Genomic DNA, 22,890 nt, shown 5'->3' with positions numbered 1-22,890 from the left:
CAGGCGTCGCCCGCGCATCCAGGCGTCGCGGCGACGAAGGCACCGCCACGGACGCAGGCATCGAACCCGCCTCCGGCGACTGCGGCGGTCGCGGGTGATTTCTCCCGCTGCGCCGAGCACTTTCCGGGTCGCGCACCCGCGGTGGCCTGGCCGGGACGCCAGCGTGCCCTGTGCTTCGACAGCTTCGCCGTGCTGCATTCCGGCGAGAGCAAGACGGCGGTCTACACGGTGGAGCGCCTGACGCGGTCGAGCGTCGACGCCGCCAGATCCATCAAGCGGAACGACCGTTTCTATCCGGAGGCGAGGTTGCCGTCGGCCGACCGGGCGCAGCTGGCCGACTATGTCGGCAGCGGCTACGACCGCGGGCACATGGCGCCAGCCGGCGACATGCCCACCGATGCCGCGAAGGCCCAATCGTTTTCGCTCGCCAACATGGTGCCGCAGGCGCCCGAACTCAATCAGCGTGCCTGGAGCCAGATCGAACAGGCCACGCGCAAGTACGCCGCGCGGGCGGCGGGCGACGTGTTCGTCTTCACCGGGCCGGCGTTCGACCAGCGGCCCCGTACCATCGGCCCGGGCAAGGTCTGGGTGCCCAGCCATACCTGGAAGGTCGTCTACAGCCGCGCCGATGGTCGGACCTGGGCCTACTGGGCCACGAACGACGCCGGCCGCCACGACCTGCAACCCATCAGCTATCAGGAATTCCGGCAGCGCTCGGGACTGGAGCTGCTGGCCCAGGCCGCGCCCTGAACATCGGGTCGATCCATGCGCCGGCTCAACTGGGATAGACTGCTTCGAATCCTTTCGTGTGCCCTGTGGATCACGATGCCCGGCTTGCGCCGGACTCCTGGCGGATTCCCGCTTTCCTTCATCCGACGTCGTCCTCCTTCCTTGCCCGAATCTGTCTTGTCGGCCACCACTCGCGGGTCTGCCTCGAACGATTCATCGATCGTCACGACGATCGTGGCGGGTGGCGCGACCTCGTTCGGTATCGAGACGGCGGGGCGCATCGACATCCTTTTCGAGCAGGCAAGAAAAAACCCCGATGGATCGTTGATCCATCGGGGTTTCGTCGAATTAGGTATGGTGCCCAGAAGAGGACTCGAACCTCCACGATGTTACTCGCTAGTACCTGAAACTAGTGCGTCTACCAATTCCGCCATCTGGGCCCACTTGCTGCAAGGAACAAACCTTGCAGCGCGTTTTGAATTTCAGGAAAGAGAGCAATCATATCAAAAATAATGACCACACCAACAATATGTTGGAAGAATTTGAAGGTTCGGTTCAAGGACATCGCGACGGCCACGGTTTCGTGCAGCGCGACGATGGCGAAGCCGACGTGTATCTGCCACCCAACGAGATGCGCGCGGTGCTGCACAAGGACCGTGTCAAGGCACGCATCGTCCGCCAGGACCGGCGCGGCCGTCCCGAGGGACGCGTCGTCGAGATCGTAGAGCGCCCGGAGCAGCCGATCATCGGCCGTCTCCTGCACGAAGGCGGCATCTGGCTCGTCGCGCCCGAGGACAAGCGCTATGGCCAGGATGTGCTGATTCCCAAGGGTGCGACCGGTCCGGCCAAGGTCGGGCAGGTCGTCGTGGTGCAGCTCACCGAGCCGCCCGCGCTCTTCGGCCAGCCGGTCGGTCGCGTGAAGGAGGTGCTCGGCGAGATCGACGATCCCGGCATGGAGATCGAGATCGCAGTGCGCAAGTACGGCGTGCCGCACGAGTTCTCCGAAGCCTGCCTGGCCGAGGCGCGGGCGCTGCCCGAGAAGGTCCGCCCGGCCGACAAGCGCGGCCGCATCGACCTCACCGACGTGCCGCTCGTCACCATCGATGGCGAGGATGCGCGCGACTTCGACGATGCCGTCTACTGCGAACCCGCCAAGGTGGGGCGTGGCAAGGGCTGGCGGCTGCTGGTCGCCATCGCCGACGTCAGCGCCTACGTGCAGACCGGTGCGCCGATCGACATCGATGCCTACGATCGCGCCACCAGCGTCTACTTCCCTCGCCGCGTGATCCCGATGCTGCCCGAGAAGCTCAGCAACGGCCTGTGCTCGCTCAATCCGGAGGTCGAGCGCCTGTGCATGGTCTGCGACATGCTTGTGGCGGCCGATGGCGAGATCTACGCCTACCAGTTCTACCCGGCGGTGATGTTCAGCCACGCGCGCTTCACCTATACCGAGGTCGCCGCCATCCTGAGCAACACCCGGGGTCCGGAAGCGGCCAGGCGCAAGGATCGCGTCAAGGACCTGCTCAATCTCTCCGATGTCTACAAGGCCCTGCTCAAGCAGCGCGGGCGGCGCGGCGCGGTCGACTTCGAGACGACCGAGACGCAGATCGTCTGCGACGACGCGGGCCGCATCGAGAAGATCGTGCCGCGCACCCGCAACGAGGCGCATCGCTTGATCGAGGAGGCCATGCTGGCGGCCAACGTCTGCAGCGCCGACTTCATCGCCGAGGGCAAGCATCCGGGCCTGTTCCGCGTGCACGAGGGCCCGACGCCCGAGAAGAAGGAGATCCTGCGTGGCTATCTGAAGGCGATGGGCGTGGGCCTGTCGATCTCGGACGATCCCGTGCCGGGTGAATTCCAGGCCATCGCCGAGGCCACCAAGGAGCGTCCCGACGCGCAGCAGATCCACACCATGCTGCTGCGTTCGATGCAGCAGGCCATCTACACGCCGATGAACAGCGGCCACTTCGGCCTGGCGTACGAGGCCTACACGCACTTCACGAGTCCGATCCGGCGCTATCCCGACCTGTTGGTCCATCGCGTCATCAAGGCGATCCTGAACAAGCAGAAGTACACGCTGCCGATGCTGCCGACACCGGGCGAGGCGCACGCCAAGCTGGCCAAGCGGCTGGCCTCGCGCGTGAAGGCGCCGACGCAGAAGCCGCAGAAGGAGACGGTCGCGCCGACCAAGGAGGTGCTGGCCTGGCAGGCCGCGGGACTGCATTGCAGCGCCAACGAACGGCGGGCCGACGAAGCCAGCCGTGATGTCGAGGCCTGGCTCAAGTGCAAGTACATGCGTGAGCATCTGGGCGAGGAATACGGCGGCGTCGTGTCTTCGGCCACCACCTTCGGCATCTTCGTCACGCTCGACGCGATGTATGTGGAGGGCCTGGTCCACATCACCGAGCTCGGCGGCGAGTACTTCAAGTTCGACGAAATGCGTCAGGAATTGCGCGGCGAGCGAACCGGCATCCGCTATGCCATCGGCAGCCGGGTGAGGGTGCAGGTCAGTCGCGTCGATCTCGATGGACGCAAGATCGACTTCCGCCTCGTGCGCGAGGGCGAGGACCTGATGGCGCGCGCGATGAAGGACAAGAACGGCGTCCCGAGCGACGTTCCGGCCAAGTCGAAGCGGGGCGGCAATGGAGGTGGTGGCGGCAAGAACGGCTCGCGCGGCTCCGCGCGCAGCAGGGACGGTGGCGCCCGCCTGCCGGTCGAGCGGGTCGAGCATCCCGAAGCCGTCGAGCGCGGCGTCGAGGTGCCCCAGTCGGCGATGCAGGCCTTCAAGTCGGCCGTCAAGAAAGCCGCCAACAAGATGAAGGGGCGCAAGCCCCGCCGTTGAACGTCCGTCCGACGATATTTCCAACCTGGAGACAAATTCATGAACGACAAAGATGATCCCAGCCGTGCAGTCCGCACGGCGATCGTCACCGGCGCGGGCAGCGGCATCGGCCGCGCTGCCGCCCTCGCGCTGCTGGCGGATGGCTGGAACGTGGCCCTGGCCGGGCGTCGGGAGGAACCGCTGAAGGCGGTGGCCGACGAATCGAAGGCGGGCGTGCGCGTCCAGGCCGTCTCCACGGACGTGTCCGATCCCGCCTCGGTCAAGGCCCTGTTCGAGGCGACCGTCGAGCGCTTCGGCCGTGTCGATCTGCTGTTCAACAACGCCGGCGTGGGCAATCCGCCCGGGCCGTTCGAGGACTGGACGGCCGAGCAGTGGCGCGGCGTCGTCGACATCAACCTCAGTGGCATGTTCTTCTGCATCCAGCAGGCCTTCCGCACCATGAAGGCGCAATCGCCGCGCGGGGGTCGCATCATCAACAACGGCTCGATCTCGGCCACCACGCCACGTCCCAACTCGGCGGCCTACACGGCGACCAAGCATGGCGTCGAGGGTCTGACCAAGACCGCCTCGCTCGACGGCCGCAAGTACGACATCGCGGTGGGTCAGGTCGACGTCGGCAATGCCATGACCGAACTGGCATCGCGCATGGCCAAGGGCGTGCCGCAGGCCAGCGGCGACATCGCCGTCGAACCGCTGATCGACGTCAAGATCGTCGGCCAGTCGGTGCTCTACATGGCCAACCTGCCGCTGGAGGCCAATGTGCTGTTCCACACCATCATGGCGACGAAGATGCCCTTCGTCGGGCGCGGGTAGGTCAGACGGCCATCGCCAGCGCGCCGGCCGTCAGCGGCTGGTGCGCCGGCCAGCGGTCGGCGATGTCGCCGTGGCGCCAGACCGCGGCGCAGGCCGCTTCCAGCGCGGGTCGACCCGCCGCCAGCGCCGCCCCGACCATGCCGGCCAGCACGTCGCCCGTGCCGGCCGTGGCGAGCAGGCCGTTGCCCGTCGGGTTGATGCGGATCGTCTCGTCGGGAGCCGCGACCACGGTGCCCGAACCCTTGAGGACCGCGACGCAGCCGTAGTCCAGTGCCAGCCGCAGCGCCGCGGCGAGCCGGTCGGCCTGCACCTCGCCGACATCCGTGCCGAGCAGGCGCGCCGCTTCCAGGGGATGCGGTGTCAGGACCGTGCGCCAGCCGCGCGCGGCGCGACGCCGCACCGCCGCCCGCAGTGACGCGTCGCCTGCCACGGCATTGAGGGCATCGGCATCCAGCACCAGTGTCGGGGTTTGCGCCAGGATCCGGGGCAGGACCGTGCGCACGGCATCACCACCGCCACAGCCGCAGACGACCGCCACGGTTTCCAGCCGGATGTCGACCAGGCGGCGAAACATCAGTTCGGGGCGCGACGCATCGAGCATTGACGCCTTCCCGTCCAGGGGCGCGACGAAGACCCGCCCGGCGCCCGCGTGCAGCGCCGCCGTGGCGGCCAGCAGCGGTGCGCCCGCCATGCCCGCGGCGCCGCCCACCACGGCGACATCGCCATGGCTTCCCTTGTTCGTGGCGTGGGCACGCATGCGCGGCGCGGGCGCGCCCGCCAGGCGCGCGACCGGCGCCTCATCGCCGGGCGGGCAGTCGAGATCGTCGAACCAGACCTCGCCCGCGGCGTCTCGCCCATGCGCCGTGAACAGGCCCGGCTTGAGCGTGAGCAGCGACAGGCAGTGACGGCGCGACCCCGCAGCCTGCGGGGTCGCTGCCGTCGGGCCGGCGACGAGGTGGCCCGTATCGGCATCGAGTCCCGAAGGCACATCCACGCACAGGACGGGCGCCGGTCCCTCGCTCATGCGCCACAGCCACTCGGCCATCGCGCCCTCGGGTGGGCGCGTGGCACCGATGCCCAGGAGTGCATCGATGGCGAGGTCGTAGTTGTCGGGCGGGCGGGCGGCGAAGACGACGCCTGCCGCGCGCGCGCGCGCCAGCGAGGCCGCCGCATCCGGCGGCAGCCGGCGCTCGTCGCCCAGCCAGGTGACGAGCACGTCGACACCGCGTCGCCGCAACCAGGCCGCGGCCTCCAGTCCGTCACCGCCGTTGTTGCCGGGACCGCAGGCGATCCAGATGCTGCGTGCATGGGGGGCCAGGGCGCCGGCGAGCCGGGCCACCGCGAGACCCGCGCGCTGCATCAGGGCGTGGGCCGGGAGGCCGGCGGCGGTCCGGTGTTCGATGCGACGCGTGGCCGCCACGTCGTGGAGATCGGCTTCGAAGGCACTGGAGATGCGATGCATCCGCGAATTGTGCAGCCGGGCCTCCGGCGTTCAGAGCAAGCGTTCGAGTCCCAGGCCCTCGAGATCGATCTCGGGCGCGCGTCCGCCCACGAGATCGGCCAGCACGCGCGCGCTGCCGCAGGACAGTGCCCAGCCGCTCGAACCATGGCCGAGGTTGAGCCACACGCCCGGGATGCCGCTCGGCCCGATCAATGGCGGGCCGTCCGGCAGCATCGGCCGGGCTCCCTTCCACTTCTGCACGCCCGATTGCACCGTCACGGCGCCGGGGAACCAGTCGTGCAGGACCTTGTAGAGCGTCTGCAGCGCCGCGGGATGGATGACATCCGGAGCACCGCCGATCTCGGCGCTGCCAGCCACGCGCACGCGTTGTCCGAGGCGGGAGATGGCGACCTTGTAGCGCTCGTCCATCACGGCGCTGAGGGGCGCATTGAGCGGATCGCGCAGGGTCGCGGTGATGGAGTGTCCATAGACCGGCGCCAGGGGGACACGCACGCCCAGGGGACGCAGCAACTCGGCCGAGTCCACGCCCGCGCAGACCACCACCGCGTCGAAGGCCACCGCCGCGGAGCCGCTGGACAGCGCCAGGGAACGCGGCGCCGCGCGGCCGAGCGGTGCGATGTCGCAGTTGAAGTGGAAACGCGCTCCCAGCGTCTCGGCCTCGCGCTTGAGCAGCAGGGCGAACTGGCGGCAGTTGGCCACCTCGTCGTCGGGCAGGTGGATCGCGCCGGCGAGGCCGGTCTCGGTGCTGAGCGAGGGCTCGATGCGTCTTGCCTCGTCGCCATCGATCTCGCGGAACACGGTGCCCGCGGCCTTCAGTACCTCGAGGCCCGGCTGCACCAGCTTCTGCTCGCGCCGCGAACGCAGCAGGACCAGATAGCCATCGCTGCGTTCGTAGACCAGTTCGCGCTCGGCGCTGATCGCATGCAGACGCGTGCGGCTGTAGAAGGCCAGGCGCTGCATGCGCGCGCGGTTGGCCAGATAGGTCTCCAGCTCGCAGGCACGCTGCCATTGCCTCATCCAGCGCACGTCGCGCATCGAGAGCGGCCAGCGCACCTTGATGGCGCCATGGGTCGAAAGCAGCGAACGCAGCACCTTGGCACGCATGCCCGGTGCCGCCCAAGGCGTGACGTAGCCTGGCGCGACGACCCCGGCATTGGCGAAGCTGGCTTCCTCGGCGGTCGAGCCACGACGTTCGAACACGCTGACTTCATGGCCGTCGCAGGCGAGTTCCCAGGCAGTGGCGACGCCGATGATGCCGGCACCCACGATCGCGATTTTCATTGAGGTTCTTGTGGACAGATGCGGTGGTCCGGCAGGCGGACACGAAACGATGGGAAAACTCAGCCGGCGATTGTGCCTCTGCCAGCTGTACGGTTCCTGTCCGGAACCGGTGGCTTCCTTCACGGAGGCCCGTCGCCTGGCCGGCGAGCGGGCGTCGCAGGGCAGGTCACGGCACCGCGTGCCGACGGATCATGGGCGCCCTGGCCGGGTGCGCCCGACGCTGCCCCGGGGTGGGAGGCGAGTGCTATACTCGTTGAGTTTCGCCCGAACCGGTTCATGAACCATTCGTCAGCGCGAAACGATTCGCAAATCGGCCCACTCAAGGTGTCGCGGCTTCCAGGCAAGTCGCGAAACGGGCCGGATTTCAGACCCAACCTTTGGAGAAACTCCTATGTCGACGACCATGCGCGAAATGCTGGAAGCCGGTGTCCACTTCGGTCACCAAACCCGCTTCTGGAACCCCAAGATGTCCCCGTTCATCTTCGGCCATCGCAACAAGATCCACATCATCAACCTGGAAAAGTCGCTGCCACTGTTCCAGGAGGCGCAGAAGTACGCCAAGCAGCTCACCGCTAATCGCGGCACCATCCTGATGGTCGGCACCAAGCGCCAGGCTCGCGAGATCGTCGCCACGGAAGCCCGTCGCGCCGGCGTGCCCTTCGTCGACACCCGCTGGCTCGGCGGCATGCTGACGAACTTCAAGACCGTCAAGACGTCGATCAAGCGCCTGAAGGACATGAAGGCCCAGCAGGAAGCCGGCCTCGACAGCCTGAGCAAGAAGGAACAGCTGACTTTCACCCGCGAGATCGAGAAGCTCGAGCGCGACATCGGCGGCATCCAGGACATGACCGCGCTGCCCGACGCCATCTTCGTGATCGACGTGGGCTTCCACAAGATCGCCGTGGCCGAAGCCAAGAAGCTGGGCATCCCGCTGATCGGCGTGGTCGACACCAACCACTCGCCCGAAGGCATCGACTACGTGATCCCCGGCAATGACGACTCGTCCAAGGCCGTGGTGCTCTACGCCCGTGGGATCGCCGATGCCATCATCGAAGGCCGCAACAGTGCCACGAATGATGTCGTCAAGGCCATCGCCGACAGCGAAAGCGACGAATTCGTCGAAGTCGAGGAAAGCGCTTCGGCCTGATCGCGTTCTCGCGAGCCTTGAAGAAGGGGCTTTCGGCCCCTTTTTTTGATCTGATTTTTTGAGTTACGGAGAAATGACAATGGCTGCAATCACAGCGAGCATGGTGGGTGAACTTCGCGCGAAGACCGATGCCCCCATGATGGAGTGCAAGAAGGCCCTGACCGAGGCCGACGGCAACATGGAAAAGGCCGAAGAGCTGTTGCGCATCAAGCTGGGCAACAAGGCCGGCAAGGCATCGGGCCGCATCACCGCCGAAGGCGTCGTGACCGCCTTCGTCGACGGCGACGCCGGCGCCATGGTCGAGATCAACTGCGAAACCGACTTCGTCACCAAGAACGACAGCTTCCTGGCGCTGGCCAACGCATCGGCCGCGCTGGTCGCCAAGCATGCTCCCGCGGACCTGGCTGCGCTGGGCGCCTTGCCCTATGAGCAGGACGGCTTCGGACCCACGCTCGAGGACGTGCGCAAGGGTCTCATCGGCAAGATCGGCGAGAACATGAGCTTCCGCCGCTTCAAGCGTTTCTCGGGCAATGGCAAGCTGGCTTCCTATCTGCACGGCACCCGCATCGGCGTGGTGGTCGAGTTCGAGGGCGACGACACGGCGGCCAAGGACGTGGCGATGCACATCGCGGCGATGAAGCCGGTCTCGATCTCCAGCGCCGACGTGCCGGCCGAGTTGATCGAGAAGGAACGCGCCGTGGCCGCGGGCAAGGCCGAGGAGGATCGCAAGACCGCCGAAGCCGCTGGCAAGCCGACCCAGCCCGCCGACATCGTCGCCAAGCGCATCGAGGGCGGCGTCCAGAAGTACCTCAAGGAAGTCTCGCTGCACAACCAGCCGTTCGTGAAGAACGACAAGCAGACCGTCGAGCAGATGCTCAAGGCATCGAACTCCTCGATCAAGTCCTTCACCCTGTACGTGGTTGGCGAAGGCATCGAGAAGAAGGTCGACGACTTCGCGGCCGAAGTGGCCGCCCAGGTCGCTGCCGCCAAGGCCGCCGCCTGATTTCCAACCGGTTCGCGATCGCACATCGAGCTTTCGGTGTGCGATTGCTGTGACATGGTTTTACACTCGTCCCCGATCATCAATTCAAGGAATTCCCGTATGCCCGAAGCCAGCCCCGCCCACAAGCGCATCTTGTTGAAGCTGTCGGGAGAGGCACTGATGGGCGACGACGCATTCGGCATCAATCGCGCGACCATCGTGCGCATGGTGGGTGAAGTGGGCGAAGTCGTGAACATGGGGGTCCAGGTGGCCGTCGTGATCGGTGGCGGCAACATCTTCCGCGGTGTGGCCGGTGGCTCGGTCGGCATGGACCGTGCGACCGCCGACTACATGGGCATGCTGGCGACCGTCATGAACGCCCTGGCGCTCGCCGATGCGATGAACAAGCAGGGACTCATCGCACGCGTCATGTCGGCGATCGCCATCGATCAGGTCGTCGAGCCGTATGTGCGGCCCAAGGCATTGCAGTATCTCGAGGAAGGCAAGGTCGTCATCTTCGCCGCGGGGACCGGCAATCCGTTCTTCACGACGGATACGGCCGCTGCCCTGCGCGGCGCGGAGATCGGGGCCGAGCTGGTCCTGAAGGCGACCAAGGTCGACGGTGTCTACACCGCCGATCCCAAGAAGGATCCGGAGGCGACGCGTTACACGTCGCTCACTTTCGACGAGGCGATCGCCCGCAATCTCGGCATCATGGACGCCACGGCCTTCGCGCTGTGCCGCGACCAGAACCTGCCGATCAAGGTGTTCTCGATCTTCAAGAACGGCGCGCTCAAGCGCGTCGTGCAGGGCGAGGACGAAGGCACGCTGGTGCACGCCTGAAGAGAAGAAACGAACATGACCATTGCAGACATCAAGAGCGCGACCGACGCGAAGATGAACCAGTCGCTCGCTGCGTTCCAAAGCAACCTGACGAAGATCCGCACCGGCCGTGCCAACTCGGCGCTGCTGGACTCGATCCACGTCGACTACTACGGTTCATCGGTTCCGCTCAGCCAGGTGGCGAACGTCTCGGTGCTCGATTCGCGCACCATCAGCGTCCAACCCTGGGAAAAGGGCATGGGCGCCAAGATCGAGAAGGCCATCCGCGAGAGCGATCTCGGCCTCAATCCGGCATCCATGGGCGACCTGATCCGCGTGCCGCTGCCCGCCATGAGCGAGGAGCGCCGGCGCGAGATGACCAAGCTGGTCCGCAACGAGGGCGAATCCGCCAAGATCGCCACGCGCAACCTGCGTCGCGATGCCAATGAATCGGTGAAGAAGCTGGTGAAGGACAAACTGGCTTCCGAGGACGACCAGAAACGCGCCGAAGCCGACATCCAGAAGGTGACCGATCGGCACATCGCCGAGATCGATCGCTTGGTCACGGCCAAGGAAGCCGAGATCATGGCGGTCTGATGAGTACGTCGCCGGCGATTCCTCATCATGTCGCCGTCGTCATGGACGGCAATGGCCGCTGGGCAACCCGGCGCTTCCTGCCGCGTGTCGCGGGCCATAAGCAGGGCGTCGAATCGCTGCGTCGGTGTGTCAGGGCGTGTGCCGATCGCGGCATCAAGGTCCTGACGGTCTTCGCCTTCTCGTCGGAAAACTGGAATCGTCCGGTCGACGAGGTCTCCGGTCTCATGGATCTCATGGTGGGCGCTCTGGCGCGCGAGGTCCCGAGGCTGTCCGCCGATGGCGTGCAACTGCACTTCATCGGTGAGAAGGGCGGACTCTCGGAGAAACTCACGGCCGGTCTGCAGCAGGCCGAATCGGCCACCGCGCACAACCAGCGCCTGGTGCTCAATGTCTGCTTCAACTATGGCGGGCGCTGGGATATCGCGCGCGCGGCCGCGACCCTGGTCGAACGTGGCGAGCCTTTGACCGAGCACAACCTCGACCGCGCGATGGCACTCGCGCACGTGAGCGATCCCGATCTCTTCATTCGCACGGGCGGAGAGCAGCGGCTGTCGAATTTCCTGCTGTGGCAGAGCGCCTATGCCGAGCTGTTCTTCAGCGACCGCCTGTGGCCTGAATTCGACGAGGCGGCGCTCGACGAAGCCATTGCCGCCTTCCAGCGCCGCGAGCGCCGGTTCGGCAAGACCTCCGCCCAGGTCAAGACCCCGCCTTCGCGCGATCGACGCACCGCCTGATGCTCAAGCAGCGAATCATCACTGCCCTGGTGCTGCTGGCCATCCTGCTGCCGGCGCTGTTCTACTCGACGCCCGTGCCGTTCACGGTCGTGATGCTGGTCCTGATCGGCGCCGCGGCCTGGGAGTGGGGGCGGCTCAATGGCTACGGTCCGCGCATGTCGTTGTTCCTGGGGATTGAGATGGTGCTGCTGTGCGCCTTCTCGTGGTGGGTGGGCCTGATCCAGCAGAATCTGCTGCCCGTATGGATCGTCGCCAGCGCGGCCTGGGTCATGGGCGGCGCGGCCCTGTTGCGCGGCGCCGTCCCCGGTTGGCCGAAGGTCCCGCGTCCGGTCCGCCTGCTGGGTGGCCTGCTGGCGCTCTGGGTGGCCTGGCTGGCTGCCGTCCAGGCGCGCACCTGGGGCATCAATTTCCTGCTGTCGATCTTCCTGCTGGTCTGGGTGGCCGATGTCTTCGCCTATTTTTCAGGTCGCGCGCTGGGACTCAAGTTCACGCGCAACAAGCTGGCACCGTCGATCAGTCCGGGCAAGAGCTGGGAAGGCGTCTGGGGCGGCATGCTCGGCGTGATCCTGCTGGCTGTGGCCTGGGTCCTGGCCGATGCGTCCTTCGAGGCGAGCGTCGCCAGTTTCTACAGTCGACTGGCCGCGGTGGGCTGGTGGTTCCTGTTCCTGGGCGCGATCGCTATGGCGGCCATGAGCGTCGTCGGTGATCTGGTCGAGTCGCTGGTCAAGCGCAGCGCCGGTGCCAAGGACAGCAGCAATCTCCTGCCCGGCCACGGCGGGGTGCTCGACCGCGTCGATGCGCTCCTGCCCACACTGCCCATCGCCATGATGCTGGCTTCACTGGCCGCGACGTGAGCGACATCACCGGTCCGAAGCAGCGGGTGACGGTGCTGGGATCGACCGGCTCGGTCGGTGCCAACACCCTCGATGTCATCGCGCGCCATCCCGATCTGTTCGAGGTGTTCGCATTGTCGGCATCGACCCGGACCGAGGAGATGCTGGCTCAATGCATCCGCTTCCGGCCGCGCTTCGCCGTCATGGCGAGCGCGCCACACGCGATCCTCCTCGAGGAGCAACTCGCGCGCAGCGATGTGCCGACACGCGTGCTGACCGGCAACGACGCGCTCGAGACCATCGCGTCGCATGACGAGGTCGATACGGTCATGGCTGCCATCGTCGGTGCCGCCGGCCTCGCTCCCTGTCTGGCGGCGGCACGCGCCGGCAAGCGCCTCCTGCTGGCGAACAAGGAAGCCCTGGTCGTCGGCGGTGAACTCTTCATGGATGCGGTGCGCGCGGGGGGTGCGACCCTGCTGCCGATCGACAGCGAACATTCCGCCATCTTCCAGTCGCTGCCCGAGGACCCCACCAGCTGGAATGCCTCGATCGACAAGCTGATCCTGACAGCCTCGGGTGGACCGTTCCGCACACGCGACCCGGGCTCGCTGGGCGACGTCACGCCGGAACAGGCCTGTGCCCATCCCAACTGGGTCATGGGCCGCAAGATCTCCGTCGACTCGGCGACCATGATGAACAAGGCGCTCGAGGTGATCGAGGCGCGCTATCTGTTCGGCGTCAGGCCGGAGCAGATCGAGGTCGTCATCCATCCACAGAGCGTCATCCACTCGATGGTGCAATTCACCGATGCGTCCGTCATCGCGCAGTTGGGCACCCCCGACATGCGCGTGCCCATCGCCGTCGGGCTCGCCTGGCCACGGCGAATCGAATGCGGCGCTGCCCGTCTGGATTTCCGTGCCTTGTCCGCATTGACCTTCGAGACCCCCGACGCGATGCGCTTCCCCGGCCTGGCATTGGCCTGGCAGACCCTGGCCGCCACGCCGGGAACCACGGCCGTGCTGAATGCCGCCAACGAGATCGCCGTGGAAGCCTTCCTCGACCGGCGTCTGCGCTTCGATCGCATCCATGCGGTCAATCTGGAAACTTTGGCCGCTGTTTCGCCATCGAAGCCGCTGTCGCTCGGCGATCTGCTGGCGATAGACACCGTCGCCCGCGAAGCCGCCCGCGCAGCCGTCCGACGTCACGCGGTCTGAGTGTCGCGTCGGCGGACAGGGTTTCCCATCCGGCGCCGCAGCGGGTTCCTGTCGAGAATTTCCGCTTCCTCCATCCACCGATCCACAACCCTCCATGCTCACAGTCATCGCCTTTCTCGTCGCACTGGGTCTCCTGATCGCGGTCCATGAATATGGACACTACCGAGTGGCCGTGGCTTGCGGGGTGAAGGTGCTGCGCTTCTCGGTCGGTTTCGGCAAGGCCCTGTTCCGCTGGAAGCCGAAGAACCAGCGACCCGGTCAGGACACGGAATTCGTCATCGGCGCATTCCCGCTCGGGGGCTATGTGAAGATGCTCGACGAACGCGAGGCACCGGTGGATGCCGCAGAGCGCCATCTCGCCTTCAACACGCAGCCCTTGCGTTCCCGTGTCGCCATCGTCGCGGCCGGACCCATCGCCAACCTGTTGCTGGCGGCGCTGCTCTACACGCTGGTGAACTGGATCGGTGTGCAGGAGCCGGTCGCCACACTGGCACGTCCGGTGGCCGGATCGCTGGCCGAGCAAGTCGGCTTGCAGGGCGGCGAACGGATCGCGAACGCGGGCTTCGACGGTGTGCTGACGCCGGTCGATTCATTCGAGGACCTGCGCTGGCGCATGACGCGCGGCGCACTGGACGGGCGCGACCTGACGCTCGAGCTCGCGGACGGCGGGCGGCGGATCGTATTGCCGCTCAGCCGCATCGATGCCAAGGACGCCGATGCCCAGATGTTCCGCAGGATCGGCGTGCTGGCGCCGCTCACGCGACCGGAGATCGGCGAACTCGTCGCTGGCGGCACGGGGGAGCGGGCCGGCCTGCGTCAGGGCGACGTGGTGCGCGCCATCGGTTCCCAGCAGGTCATCGATGGCCAGCAGTTGCGCGAACTCATTCGCGCGTCGATCGATGGCGGCCAGCCGCGCAGGCAGACCTGGCGCATCGAACGCGACGGCCGTGCCCTGGACATCGACGTGACGCCCGAGGCCAAGGAGGAGGGCACCGCCATCGTGGGGCGCATCGGCGCCTATGTCGGCTCGCCGCCCGAGATGGTCACCGTGCGCCAGGGGCCCCTGGAGGGCCTGCGCAAAGGCGTCGTCAGGACCTGGGAGGTGTCGGCCCTGACGGTGCGCATGATGTTCAAGATGGTGATCGGCGAAGCATCGCTGAAGAACCTGAGCGGACCTCTCACCATCGCCGACTACGCCGGCAAATCGGCCAGTCTCGGACTGACCCAATATCTGATCTTCCTGGCCCTCATCAGCGTCAGTCTAGGGGTGCTCAACCTGATGCCGCTGCCAGTCCTCGATGGCGGACACCTGATGTATTATCTTTGGGAGGGCCTGACGGGCAAGAGCGTTTCCGATGCATGGATGGAACGATTTCAACGTGGTGGTGTGGCGTTGTTGCTCGTGATGATGTCGATTGCGCTGTTCAACGACGTCAATCGGCTTTTTGGTTAATCACTGCCGGCAATTCGTCCGCCGGCATTCCACATATCTCATGAACAAAAAAATCAGTCGCTTCCGTCTGCGGAGCGTCGCAGCCGTGATCGCCAGCACCCTGGCCGCCACGGCGGCGTGGGCCGTCGAACCCTTCACGGTACGCGACATCCGCGTGGAAGGCCTGCAGCGCGTGGAGCCGGGCACCATCTTCGCCTCGCTGCCATTGCGCGTGGGTGACACCTACAGCGACGAGACGGGCTCGGCGGCGATCCGCGCGCTGTTCGAACTCGGCCTGTTCAAGGACGTGCGCCTGGACGTGAACAACGGCGTGCTGGTGGTCATCGTCGAGGAGCGCCCCACGGTGGCCGACGTCGACTTCGTGGGCACCAAGGAATTCGACAAGGCGGCGCTGCAGAAGTCGCTGCGCGAGGTCGGCCTGGCCGATGGTCGTCCCTACGACAAGGCCCTGACCGACCGCGCCGAGCAGGAGCTCAAGCGCCAGTACGTCAGCAAGAGCCTGTACAACGCCCAGGTCGTGACCACCGTCACGCCGATCGAGCGCAATCGCGTGAACCTGACATTCACGGTCACCGAAGGGGAATCCGCGCGCATCCGCGAGGTCCACATCGTGGGGTCCAAGGCCTTCAGCGAATCCACCCTCCTGAACCTGTTCGACCAGGACAGCGGTGGCTGGATGAGCTGGTACACCAAGTCCAACCAGTACTCGCGCGCCAAGCTCAATGCCGACCTGGAGACGCTGCGTTCGTACTACCTGTCGCGCGGCTACCTCGAGTTCCGCATCGACTCCACGCAGGTGGCGCTGTCGCCCGACCGTCAGGACCTGGCGGTGACGGTGAACATCACCGAAGGCGAGAAGTTCACCGTCGCCGGAGTGAAGCTGGCAGGCAACTACCTCGGACGCGACGACGAGTTCAAGTCGCTGGTCACCATCCGTGCGGGCCAGCCCTACAACGGCGAGCAGGTGGCCGAGACCACCAAGGCCTTCACCGACTACTTCGGGACCTTCGGCTATGCGTTCGCGCGGGTCGAGGCGAGGCCGGAGATCGACCGGGCGACCAACCGCGTCACGCTCGACCTCGTGGCCGAGCCGGCGCGCCGGGTCTACGTGCGGCGCCTGAGCGTGGGCGGCAACAACAAGACGCGCGACGAGGTGGTGCGGCGCGAGTTCCGCCAGTACGAGGCCTCCTGGTACGACGGCGACAAGATCAAGCTCTCGCGCGACCGGGTCGACCGGCTGGGCTTCTTCACCGAGGTCAACGTCGACACCCAGGAGGTGCCGGGCTCGCCCGACCAGGTGGATCTGACGGTCAACGTGGTCGAGAAGCCCACGGGCTCGCTGCAGCTCGGCGCCGGCTTCTCCAGCTCCGAGAAGGTCTCGCTGACCTTCGGCATCTCGCAGGAGAACGTCTTCGGCTCGGGCAACTTCCTGGGCCTGCAGGTCAACACGAGCAAGTACTACAAGACGATCTCGCTCACCGCGACCGACCCGTACTTCACCAAGGACGGCATCTCCCGCACCTTCAGCATCTTCCACCAGACCTCGCGTCCCTACTACACGCAGGACGGCGACTACTCGCTGGTCAGCGAGGGCGGATCGATCAAGTTCGGCGTTCCCTTCAGCGAGGTCGACACGGTCTTCTTCGGCGCCGGCCTCGAGCGTTTCAACTTCAAGCCAGGCACCATCGTGGCCACCGCCACGCCGCAGGCCTATCGCGACTACTTCGGTTGCCAGCTCAATGCCGCCGGCGTCATCAATTCCTGTACCGACGACAGCAAGTGGGGCCTGCCGCTGACCATCGGCTGGGCGCGCGACGATCGCGACAGCGCGCTCGTGCCGACCAGTGGTCGACTCCAGCGCGGCAACGTCGAATGGGGCGTGGGCGGCGACCTCAAGTACATCAAGAGCAGCTACCAGTATCAGCAGTACTTCCCGTTGACGAAGCAATACACGCTGGCCATCAATGGTGAGGTTGGATATGGCAAGGCACTCCAGGATCAGGCCTATCCGATCTTCAAGAACTTCTATGCCGGCGGCCTGGGTTCCATCCGCGGTTTCGAGCAGAACTCGCTGGGTCCGCGCGACACCGTGACGCGCGCCGCGCTCGGTGGCACCAAGAAGGCCATCTTCAACGTCGAGCTCAGCACGCCGTTCCCGGGCGCCGGCAACGATCGCACCCTGCGTCTCTTCGGCTTCTTCGACGTCGGCAATGTCTTCACCGACCGCACCAGCCAGACCGATGCGCAATGGGCGGCGCAGAAGAAGATCCGTGCCTCGCTCGGCCTGGGCATCAGCTGGATCTCGCCGCTCGGACCCCTGCGTCTGGCCGTCGCGCGGCCGATCCGCTCGCAGAAGGAGGACGATCTCTCCGACCCGGCCAATCCGATTTACAAGGATAGAATTCAGAGCTTCCAATTCCAGATCGGAACATCGTTCTAATGATTCATTCGTTCCGTGCCGTCAGTACGGTTCTGCTGGTTCCACTGGCCGTCCTAGCAGCTTTTCCCGTGCAGGCTCAGGCCCAGGAGACGTTCCGCATCGGATTCGTCAATCCCGATCGGGTATTGCGCGAGGCACAGCCGGCCAAGCTGGCCCAGGCCAAACTCGAGTCCGAATTCCTGAAGCGCGAACGCGATGTGGCTAGCCAGGGAGAAGCGCTCAAGGTGGCTTCCGAGAAGTTCGAGCGCGAGGCGCCGACATTGTCGGAGAGCCAGCGCGCCACGCGACAGCGCGCGCTGGTCGATCAGGATCGCGAGTTCCAGCGCAAGCGGCGTGAATTCCAGGAAGACCTGAACGCGCGCAAGAACGAGGAATTGCAGCAGGTCTACGACCGTGCCAATCGCGTGGTCAAGCAGGTCGCCGAGGCCGAGAAGTACGATGCCATCCTGCAGGAAGCGATCTACATCAACCCCAAGCACGACATCACCGAGAAGGTGATCAAGGCCCTCAACAATTCCGTACCTTCCACTGCCGCCACCAACGGCGGCAAGTGAAAGCGGGATAGCGGCGGATCGTCGAGTGGCACTGCGGCTGGGCGCCATCGTCGATGCTCTGGGAGGCCAGCTGCATGGCGATGCGTCGTCGGTGGTGGAGCGACTCGCTTCGCTGCAGCACGCATCGGCCGATGACATCTCCTTCCTGAGCCATCCCAAGTACCAGAAGGAACTGGCGGCTTCCCGGGCCGGATGCGTGATCGTGTCCCCGGCCATGCAGGATGCCGCCACGGCGCGGGGCGCGTGCATCGTCACGCCCGATCCCTATCTCTACTTCGCGCGCCTGTCGCAGCTCTGGAAGGCACATCACGCGCGGCCCGAAGGCGCGCGCATCCATCCGAGCGCCGTCATCGATCCGGATGCCTCGATCGACCCCAGTGCCCGCATCGGTGCCTTCTGCGTCGTCGAGCGCGGCGCGCGCATCGGAGCCGACACCGTCCTGAAGTCGCGCGTCACCATCGCGGAGGATTGCATCGTCGGGGCCCGCTGCCTGCTGCACCCGGGTGTGGTGATCGGCGCCGATGGCTTCGGCTTCGCGCCGCATCAGGGCGCCTGGGTCAAGATCGAGCAGCTCGGTGCCGTGCGCATCGGCGACGATGTGGAGATCGGCGCCAACACCTGCGTCGATCGAGGCGCCCTGGACGATACGGTCATCGAGGATGGCGTGAAGCTCGACAACCTCATCCAGATCGGCCACAACGTGCGCATCGGCAGGCATTCGGCCATGGCGGGATGCGTCGGCGTCGCCGGCAGCGCGGTGATCGGCGCGCACTGCACCGTGGGCGGTGGCGCCATCATCCTCGGTCATCTCACCCTGGCCGACGGCGTGCATGTCTCGGCCGCCACGGTGGTGACGCGGTCGATCCACAAGCCGGGTCAATACACGGGCATGTTTCCCATCGACGACAATGCCACCTGGGAAAAAAACGCTGCCACGCTCAAGCAATTGCATCGTCTTCGCGACCGACTCAAGGCGCTGGAGAACAAGGACGATGCACGATAGAAGAACACCATGACGACGCTCGACATCCACCAGATCCTCAAACTCCTTCCCCATCGCTATCCGTTCCTGCTGGTGGATCGCGTGCTCGAGATGGAAAAGGGCAAGCGCATCACGGCGCTCAAGAACGTGACGATGAACGAGCCGTTCTTCAACGGCCATTTCCCGCATCGCCCGGTCATGCCCGGCGTGCTGATGCTGGAAGCCATGGCGCAGGCGGCGGCCCTGCTGTCGTTCCATTCGCTCGACATCGTGCCCGACGACAACACGGTCTACTACTTCGCTGCCATCGACGGCGCGCGCTTCAAGCGGCCCGTGGAACCCGGCGACCAGCTGACCCTGGAGGTCGAGATCGACCGCATGAAGGCCGGCATCTCCAAGTTCACCGGGCGCGCCCGCGTGGGCAGCGAACTGGCCTGCGAGGCGACGCTCATGTGCGCCATGCGCCAGCTCAGCTGATCCCGCGCCGTCCATGACGCAGGTTCATTCGACGGCCATCGTCGATCCATCGGCGCGGCTCGATGCCTCGGTCGCCGTCGGCCCCTACGCGGTCATCGGCCCGCATGTGACGGTGGGCGCGGGCACCACGATCGGCGCGCATTGCGTGATCGAGGGGCGCACCACCATCGGATGCGACAACCGGATCTTCCAGTTCTCCTCGCTCGGCGCGGTGCCTCAGGACAAGAAGTACGCCGGCGAACCCACCGAGCTCCTCATCGGCGACCGCAACACCATCCGCGAGTTCTGCACCTTCAATCTGGGCGTGCCGGGAGCCGGCGGCGTGACGCGCGTGGGCAGCGACAACTGGATCATGGCCTACACCCACATCGCGCACGATTGCCGCGTCGGCGACCACACCACGCTCGCCAACAACACGACCCTGGCGGGCCATGTCGAGCTCGGCGACTGGGTGCTCATCGGCGGCCTGACGGGCATCCACCAGTTCGTGAAGGTCGGCGCGCATGCCATGGTCGGTTTCGCCAGCGCCGTGACGCAGGACGTGCCGCCGTTCATGCTGGTCGATGGCAACCCGCTGGCCGTGCGTGGCTTCCATCTCGAAGGCCTGCGCCGGCGTGATTTCTCGGCGCCGCGCATCGCTGCCATCAAGCAGATGCATCGATTGCTCTATCGCCAGGGTCGCAAGCTCGAGGACGCGCGCTCGGCGATCGAGGCGCTCGCGCTCGAGATGCCCGAGGCCGCGGCGGACATCGCCCTGATGGGCGATTTCCTGGACCGCAGCACGCGCGGCATCGCTCGCTAGCACCGGCATGTCCGACGCTCAACACAAGCGCTTCGCGATGGTCGCCGGAGAGCCTTCGGGCGATCTGCTCGCCGGCCTGCTGCTCGACGGGATCCAGGCACGCTGGCCGATGCTGCAGGCCCAGGGCATCGGCGGCCCGCAGATGCTGCGGCGCGGGTTCGAGAGCTGGTGGCCCCAGGAGAAGCTGGCGGTGCGCGGCTACATCGAGGTGCTGCGTCACTATGCGGAGATCGCCAGCATCCGGCGGCAGCTGAAGGCGCGCCTGCTGCGCGAATGGCCCGAATTGTTCATCGGCATCGACGCGCCGGATTTCAACCTCGATCTCGAAAGCGCCCTGCGTGGGCGTGGCATGAAGACGGTGCATTTCGTCTGTCCGTCGATCTGGGCCTGGCGCGCGGACCGCATCGAGAAGATCCGCTCGGCCGCCGACCACGTGCTGTGCATCTTTCCGTTCGAGCCGGCGCTGCTGGAGGAGCAGGGCGTCGAGGCCAGCTATGTCGGCCATCCGCTCGCCAACGTGATCCCGATGGAGCCGGACCGCGCCGCCGCCCGCGCCGTCCTGGGCCTGCCCGACGACGCTCCCGTGGTGGCCCTGCTGCCCGGCAGCCGGCGCTCGGAGATCCGCGCGCTCGCCGCCCGGTTCTTCGCCACGGCGGCGCTGATGCGCCAGCGGATGCCGGACCTGCGCTTCGTCACGCCCGTCATCCCGAGCCTGCGCGAGGAGGTCGAGGCGCTGCTGCGCGCGAGCGATGTCGCCGACCGGGTGCAGCTGGTCGATGGCCGCTCGCACGACGTGCTGGCCGCCTGCGACGTCACGCTGATCGCCAGTGGAACCGCGACGCTCGAGGCCGCGCTCTTCAAGCGGCCGATGGTGATCGCCTACAACATGAACCGGGTCTCGTGGCACCTGATGCATCGCCAGCAGCTGCAGCCATGGGTCGGACTGCCCAACATCCTGTGCCGCGACTTCGTCGTGCCCGAGCTGCTGCAGGAGGCCGCCACGCCCGAGGCGCTGGCCGAGGCCACGCTCCGCTGGCTCCAGGCGCCCGACGAGGTCGGCGCCCTGCAGCGGCGCTTCACCTCGCTGCATGCCGAACTCCAGCGCGACACCCCGACCCTGTGCGCCGATGCGATCGAAAAAGTTCTTGCACGCTGAACAGGCCTCGCTGGCCTGGGATGCGCCGGGCCTGGTCGCCGGCGTCGACGAGGCCGGTCGCGGGCCGCTGGCCGGCCCGGTCGTGGCCGCGGCGGTGATCCTCGACGAGCGCCGGCCGATTCCCGGGCTGGCCGATTCCAAGACATTGACCGCGCCCCAGCGCGAGCGCCTGAGCGAGCAGATCCTGGCGCGCGCGCTCTGCTGTTCCATCGCCGCGGCGACGGTCGAGGAAATCGACACCCACAACATCCTGCAGGCCACGATGATCGCCATGCGACGCGCGGTCGAAGGCCTGCGGCTGCGGCCGATCAAGGTCCTGGTGGACGGCAACCGGCTGCCGCAGCTCGACGTGCTAGCCGAGGCCATCGTGCGTGGCGACGCGCGCGTGCGGGCGATCTCCGCCGCCTCGATCCTCGCCAAGGTGCATCGCGACCGGCTCTGCCAGGCATTGCACGAGGAGTTCCCGCACTATGGCTTCGCCGGCCACAAGGGCTATGGCACCAAGGCGCATCTCGATGCATTGCTGCGCCATGGCGCGTGCGTCCATCACCGGCGCTCTTTCAGTCCGGTGGCGGCGGCGCTGGCGCGCGGACCGGTCGACCCGCGCGCACCGGGCGTGGCGCTCGTCGCCGATGCGGTGCCGCTGACGATGGGCCTGTCATGACCCCGGTCGAACCCACCCACGTCAGTTCGCGCGACAACCCGCTGCTCAAGGAGCTGCGCAGGCTGGCCCAGGACGGCGGCGCCTATCGCAAGCTGGGACGGGTCTGGCTGGAGGGCGATCATCTCTGCCGCGCGGCCCGGGAACGGGGCGTGCGGCCGGTCGTCGCGGTGTTCTCCGAAACCTTCTGGGCCCGCTCGCGCTTCGAGTGGGTGGATGCGTCGGACCGCATCGTCGTCGTCGCCGACGATCTGCTCGCCGGTGTCAGCGGACTGGAATCCCCCGCGCCGATGGGCTTCGTCATGGACCTGCCGGAGCGCCCGGCGCTGCGTCCCGACATGGCCACCGTCGTGCTCGACCGCCTGCAGGACGCGGGCAACGTCGGCTCCATCCTGCGCAGCGCCGGCGCCTTCGGATTCGCCCAGGTGGTGGCGCTCAAGGGCACGGCGGCGCTCTGGTCGCCCAAGGTGCTGCGCGCCGGCATGGGCGCGCATTTCGGCCTGCGGCTGATCGAGACGGTGACGCCGGACGAACTCGAGGCACTGGCCGTGCCGCTGCTCGTCACGAGTTCGCACGGTGGCGAATTCCTGCATCGCGCGGCCTTGCCCTGGCCCTGCGCCTGGGTCCTGGGGCACGAGGGGCAGGGCGTCTCGCCGGCGCTCGAAGCGCGCGCGGCCCTGCGCATCCGCATCGCGCAACCCGGCGGCGAGGAGTCGCTCAACGTCGCCGCGGCCGCCGCGATCTGCCTGCATGCGAGCGGCGCGACGCGCTGAATCCCCGAGCCACAGGTGATCCGGCATGCGGATCGATCGAAGCTTCGGGAATGTCCGATTGACGAATGAATTAGTGGTCGCGACGGCTACAATCAAGCGCTTTTCGCACAGCGTCGCCCGGCCGCCTTCAAAGCAA

Annotated in this window: 21 protein-coding genes and 1 tRNA gene; 19 read left to right on the top strand and 3 right to left on the bottom strand. The window is 66.7% G+C overall.

The features are described 5' to 3' along the window. Positions 1-141: 141 nt before the first annotated feature. The gene (locus AC1MLT_RS06175; RefSeq protein ID WP_481034419.1) at positions 142-750 is read left to right on the top strand and encodes a DNA/RNA non-specific endonuclease; all 609 of its coding nucleotides are present in this window, start codon (positions 142-144) and stop codon (positions 748-750) included. 334 nt (positions 751-1,084) lie between these two features. Here the strand turns inward: AC1MLT_RS06175 and AC1MLT_RS06170 are convergent. Beyond that, positions 1,085-1,169 (bottom strand) — tRNA-Leu (locus tag AC1MLT_RS06170). An 89-nt stretch (positions 1,170-1,258) separates the two neighbouring features. On the opposite strand from AC1MLT_RS06170, the gene rnr reads away from it, so the two are divergent. Further along, entirely contained in the window at positions 1,259-3,571 is a 2,313-nt protein-coding gene (gene rnr / locus AC1MLT_RS06165) for a ribonuclease R (protein WP_481034418.1), read from the top strand. Between the two features lie 39 nt (positions 3,572-3,610). Further along, complete coding sequence (locus AC1MLT_RS06160) at positions 3,611-4,384, top strand: SDR family oxidoreductase (RefSeq protein ID WP_481034416.1); 774 nt, start codon at positions 3,611-3,613, stop codon at positions 4,382-4,384. A gap of 1 nt (position 4,385) precedes the next feature. Here the strand turns inward: AC1MLT_RS06160 and AC1MLT_RS06155 are convergent, their stop codons facing one another. Both AC1MLT_RS06155 and AC1MLT_RS06150 read right to left on the bottom strand, forming a co-directional pair. Next, on the bottom strand, positions 4,386-5,846 hold the full coding sequence (locus AC1MLT_RS06155; RefSeq protein ID WP_481034415.1) for an NAD(P)H-hydrate dehydratase: 1,461 nt from the start codon (positions 5,844-5,846) through the stop codon (positions 4,386-4,388). 30 nt (positions 5,847-5,876) lie between these two features. Beyond that, entirely contained in the window at positions 5,877-7,127 is a 1,251-nt protein-coding gene (locus AC1MLT_RS06150; protein WP_481034414.1) for a D-amino acid dehydrogenase, read from the bottom strand. Positions 7,128-7,518: 391 nt separating this feature from the next. On the opposite strand from AC1MLT_RS06150, the gene rpsB reads away from it, so the two are divergent. The 16 genes from rpsB to AC1MLT_RS06070 all read left to right on the top strand — a co-directional run bounded on the left by rpsB (position 7,519) and on the right by AC1MLT_RS06070 (position 22,754). Next, positions 7,519-8,274: a 30S ribosomal protein S2 gene (gene rpsB / locus AC1MLT_RS06145; protein ID WP_481034412.1), complete on the top strand. Its 756-nt coding sequence runs from the start codon at positions 7,519-7,521 to the stop codon at positions 8,272-8,274. Between the two features lie 79 nt (positions 8,275-8,353). Next, positions 8,354-9,277, top strand: a complete 924-nt coding sequence (gene tsf, locus AC1MLT_RS06140) for a translation elongation factor Ts (RefSeq protein ID WP_481034411.1) — start codon at positions 8,354-8,356, stop codon at positions 9,275-9,277. A gap of 99 nt (positions 9,278-9,376) precedes the next feature. Next, positions 9,377-10,099 carry a UMP kinase gene (pyrH, locus tag AC1MLT_RS06135; protein ID WP_481034410.1) on the top strand — a complete coding sequence of 241 codons (723 nt, stop codon included), beginning with the start codon at positions 9,377-9,379 and terminating at the stop codon, positions 10,097-10,099. Positions 10,100-10,114: 15 nt separating this feature from the next. After that, positions 10,115-10,675 carry a ribosome recycling factor gene (frr, locus tag AC1MLT_RS06130; RefSeq protein WP_481034409.1) on the top strand — a complete coding sequence of 187 codons (561 nt, stop codon included), beginning with the start codon at positions 10,115-10,117 and terminating at the stop codon, positions 10,673-10,675. Next, positions 10,675-11,409 (top strand): polyprenyl diphosphate synthase, encoded by a 735-nt coding sequence (gene uppS, locus AC1MLT_RS06125; protein WP_481034407.1) that lies wholly within the window; start codon positions 10,675-10,677, stop codon positions 11,407-11,409. Before frr ends, uppS begins: the two co-directional genes overlap by 1 nt. After that, positions 11,409-12,263 carry a phosphatidate cytidylyltransferase gene (locus tag AC1MLT_RS06120; RefSeq protein ID WP_481034406.1) on the top strand — a complete coding sequence of 285 codons (855 nt, stop codon included), beginning with the start codon at positions 11,409-11,411 and terminating at the stop codon, positions 12,261-12,263. The genes uppS and AC1MLT_RS06120 overlap by 1 nt, the downstream gene beginning before the upstream one ends. A gap of 5 nt (positions 12,264-12,268) precedes the next feature. Further along, a complete protein-coding gene (gene ispC, locus AC1MLT_RS06115; protein WP_481034918.1) occupies positions 12,269-13,456 on the top strand; it encodes a 1-deoxy-D-xylulose-5-phosphate reductoisomerase in 1,188 nt (395 codons plus the stop codon). Positions 13,457-13,550: 94 nt separating this feature from the next. Beyond that, positions 13,551-14,909 (top strand): RIP metalloprotease RseP, encoded by a 1,359-nt coding sequence (rseP, locus tag AC1MLT_RS06110; protein ID WP_481034404.1) that lies wholly within the window; start codon positions 13,551-13,553, stop codon positions 14,907-14,909. Between the two features lie 40 nt (positions 14,910-14,949). Beyond that, positions 14,950-17,349 carry an outer membrane protein assembly factor BamA gene (gene bamA, locus AC1MLT_RS06105; protein WP_481034403.1) on the top strand — a complete coding sequence of 800 codons (2,400 nt, stop codon included), beginning with the start codon at positions 14,950-14,952 and terminating at the stop codon, positions 17,347-17,349. Then, a complete protein-coding gene (locus AC1MLT_RS06100) occupies positions 17,349-17,903 on the top strand; it encodes an OmpH/Skp family outer membrane protein (RefSeq protein WP_481034402.1) in 555 nt (184 codons plus the stop codon). The genes bamA and AC1MLT_RS06100 overlap by 1 nt, the downstream gene beginning before the upstream one ends. A gap of 25 nt (positions 17,904-17,928) precedes the next feature. Beyond that, the gene (gene lpxD, locus AC1MLT_RS06095; protein ID WP_481034400.1) at positions 17,929-18,906 is read left to right on the top strand and encodes a UDP-3-O-(3-hydroxymyristoyl)glucosamine N-acyltransferase; all 978 of its coding nucleotides are present in this window, start codon (positions 17,929-17,931) and stop codon (positions 18,904-18,906) included. A 9-nt stretch (positions 18,907-18,915) separates the two neighbouring features. Beyond that, on the top strand, positions 18,916-19,362 hold the full coding sequence (fabZ, locus tag AC1MLT_RS06090) for a 3-hydroxyacyl-ACP dehydratase FabZ (RefSeq protein ID WP_481034399.1): 447 nt from the start codon (positions 18,916-18,918) through the stop codon (positions 19,360-19,362). Between the two features lie 13 nt (positions 19,363-19,375). Further along, on the top strand, positions 19,376-20,164 hold the full coding sequence (gene lpxA / locus AC1MLT_RS06085; protein ID WP_481034397.1) for an acyl-ACP--UDP-N-acetylglucosamine O-acyltransferase: 789 nt from the start codon (positions 19,376-19,378) through the stop codon (positions 20,162-20,164). Positions 20,165-20,171: 7 nt separating this feature from the next. Continuing rightward, a complete protein-coding gene (gene lpxB / locus AC1MLT_RS06080; RefSeq protein WP_481034395.1) occupies positions 20,172-21,320 on the top strand; it encodes a lipid-A-disaccharide synthase in 1,149 nt (382 codons plus the stop codon). Beyond that, positions 21,292-21,984 (top strand): ribonuclease HII, encoded by a 693-nt coding sequence (rnhB, locus tag AC1MLT_RS06075; protein ID WP_481034394.1) that lies wholly within the window; start codon positions 21,292-21,294, stop codon positions 21,982-21,984. Before lpxB ends, rnhB begins: the two co-directional genes overlap by 29 nt. Further along, on the top strand, positions 21,981-22,754 hold the full coding sequence (locus AC1MLT_RS06070) for a TrmH family RNA methyltransferase (protein WP_481034392.1): 774 nt from the start codon (positions 21,981-21,983) through the stop codon (positions 22,752-22,754). The genes rnhB and AC1MLT_RS06070 overlap by 4 nt, the downstream gene beginning before the upstream one ends. Positions 22,755-22,890 lie beyond the last annotated feature (136 nt).

Source organism: Variovorax sp. PEI5 (assembly GCF_056679935.1).
This window is presented reverse-complemented; position numbering and strand designations above follow the sequence as displayed.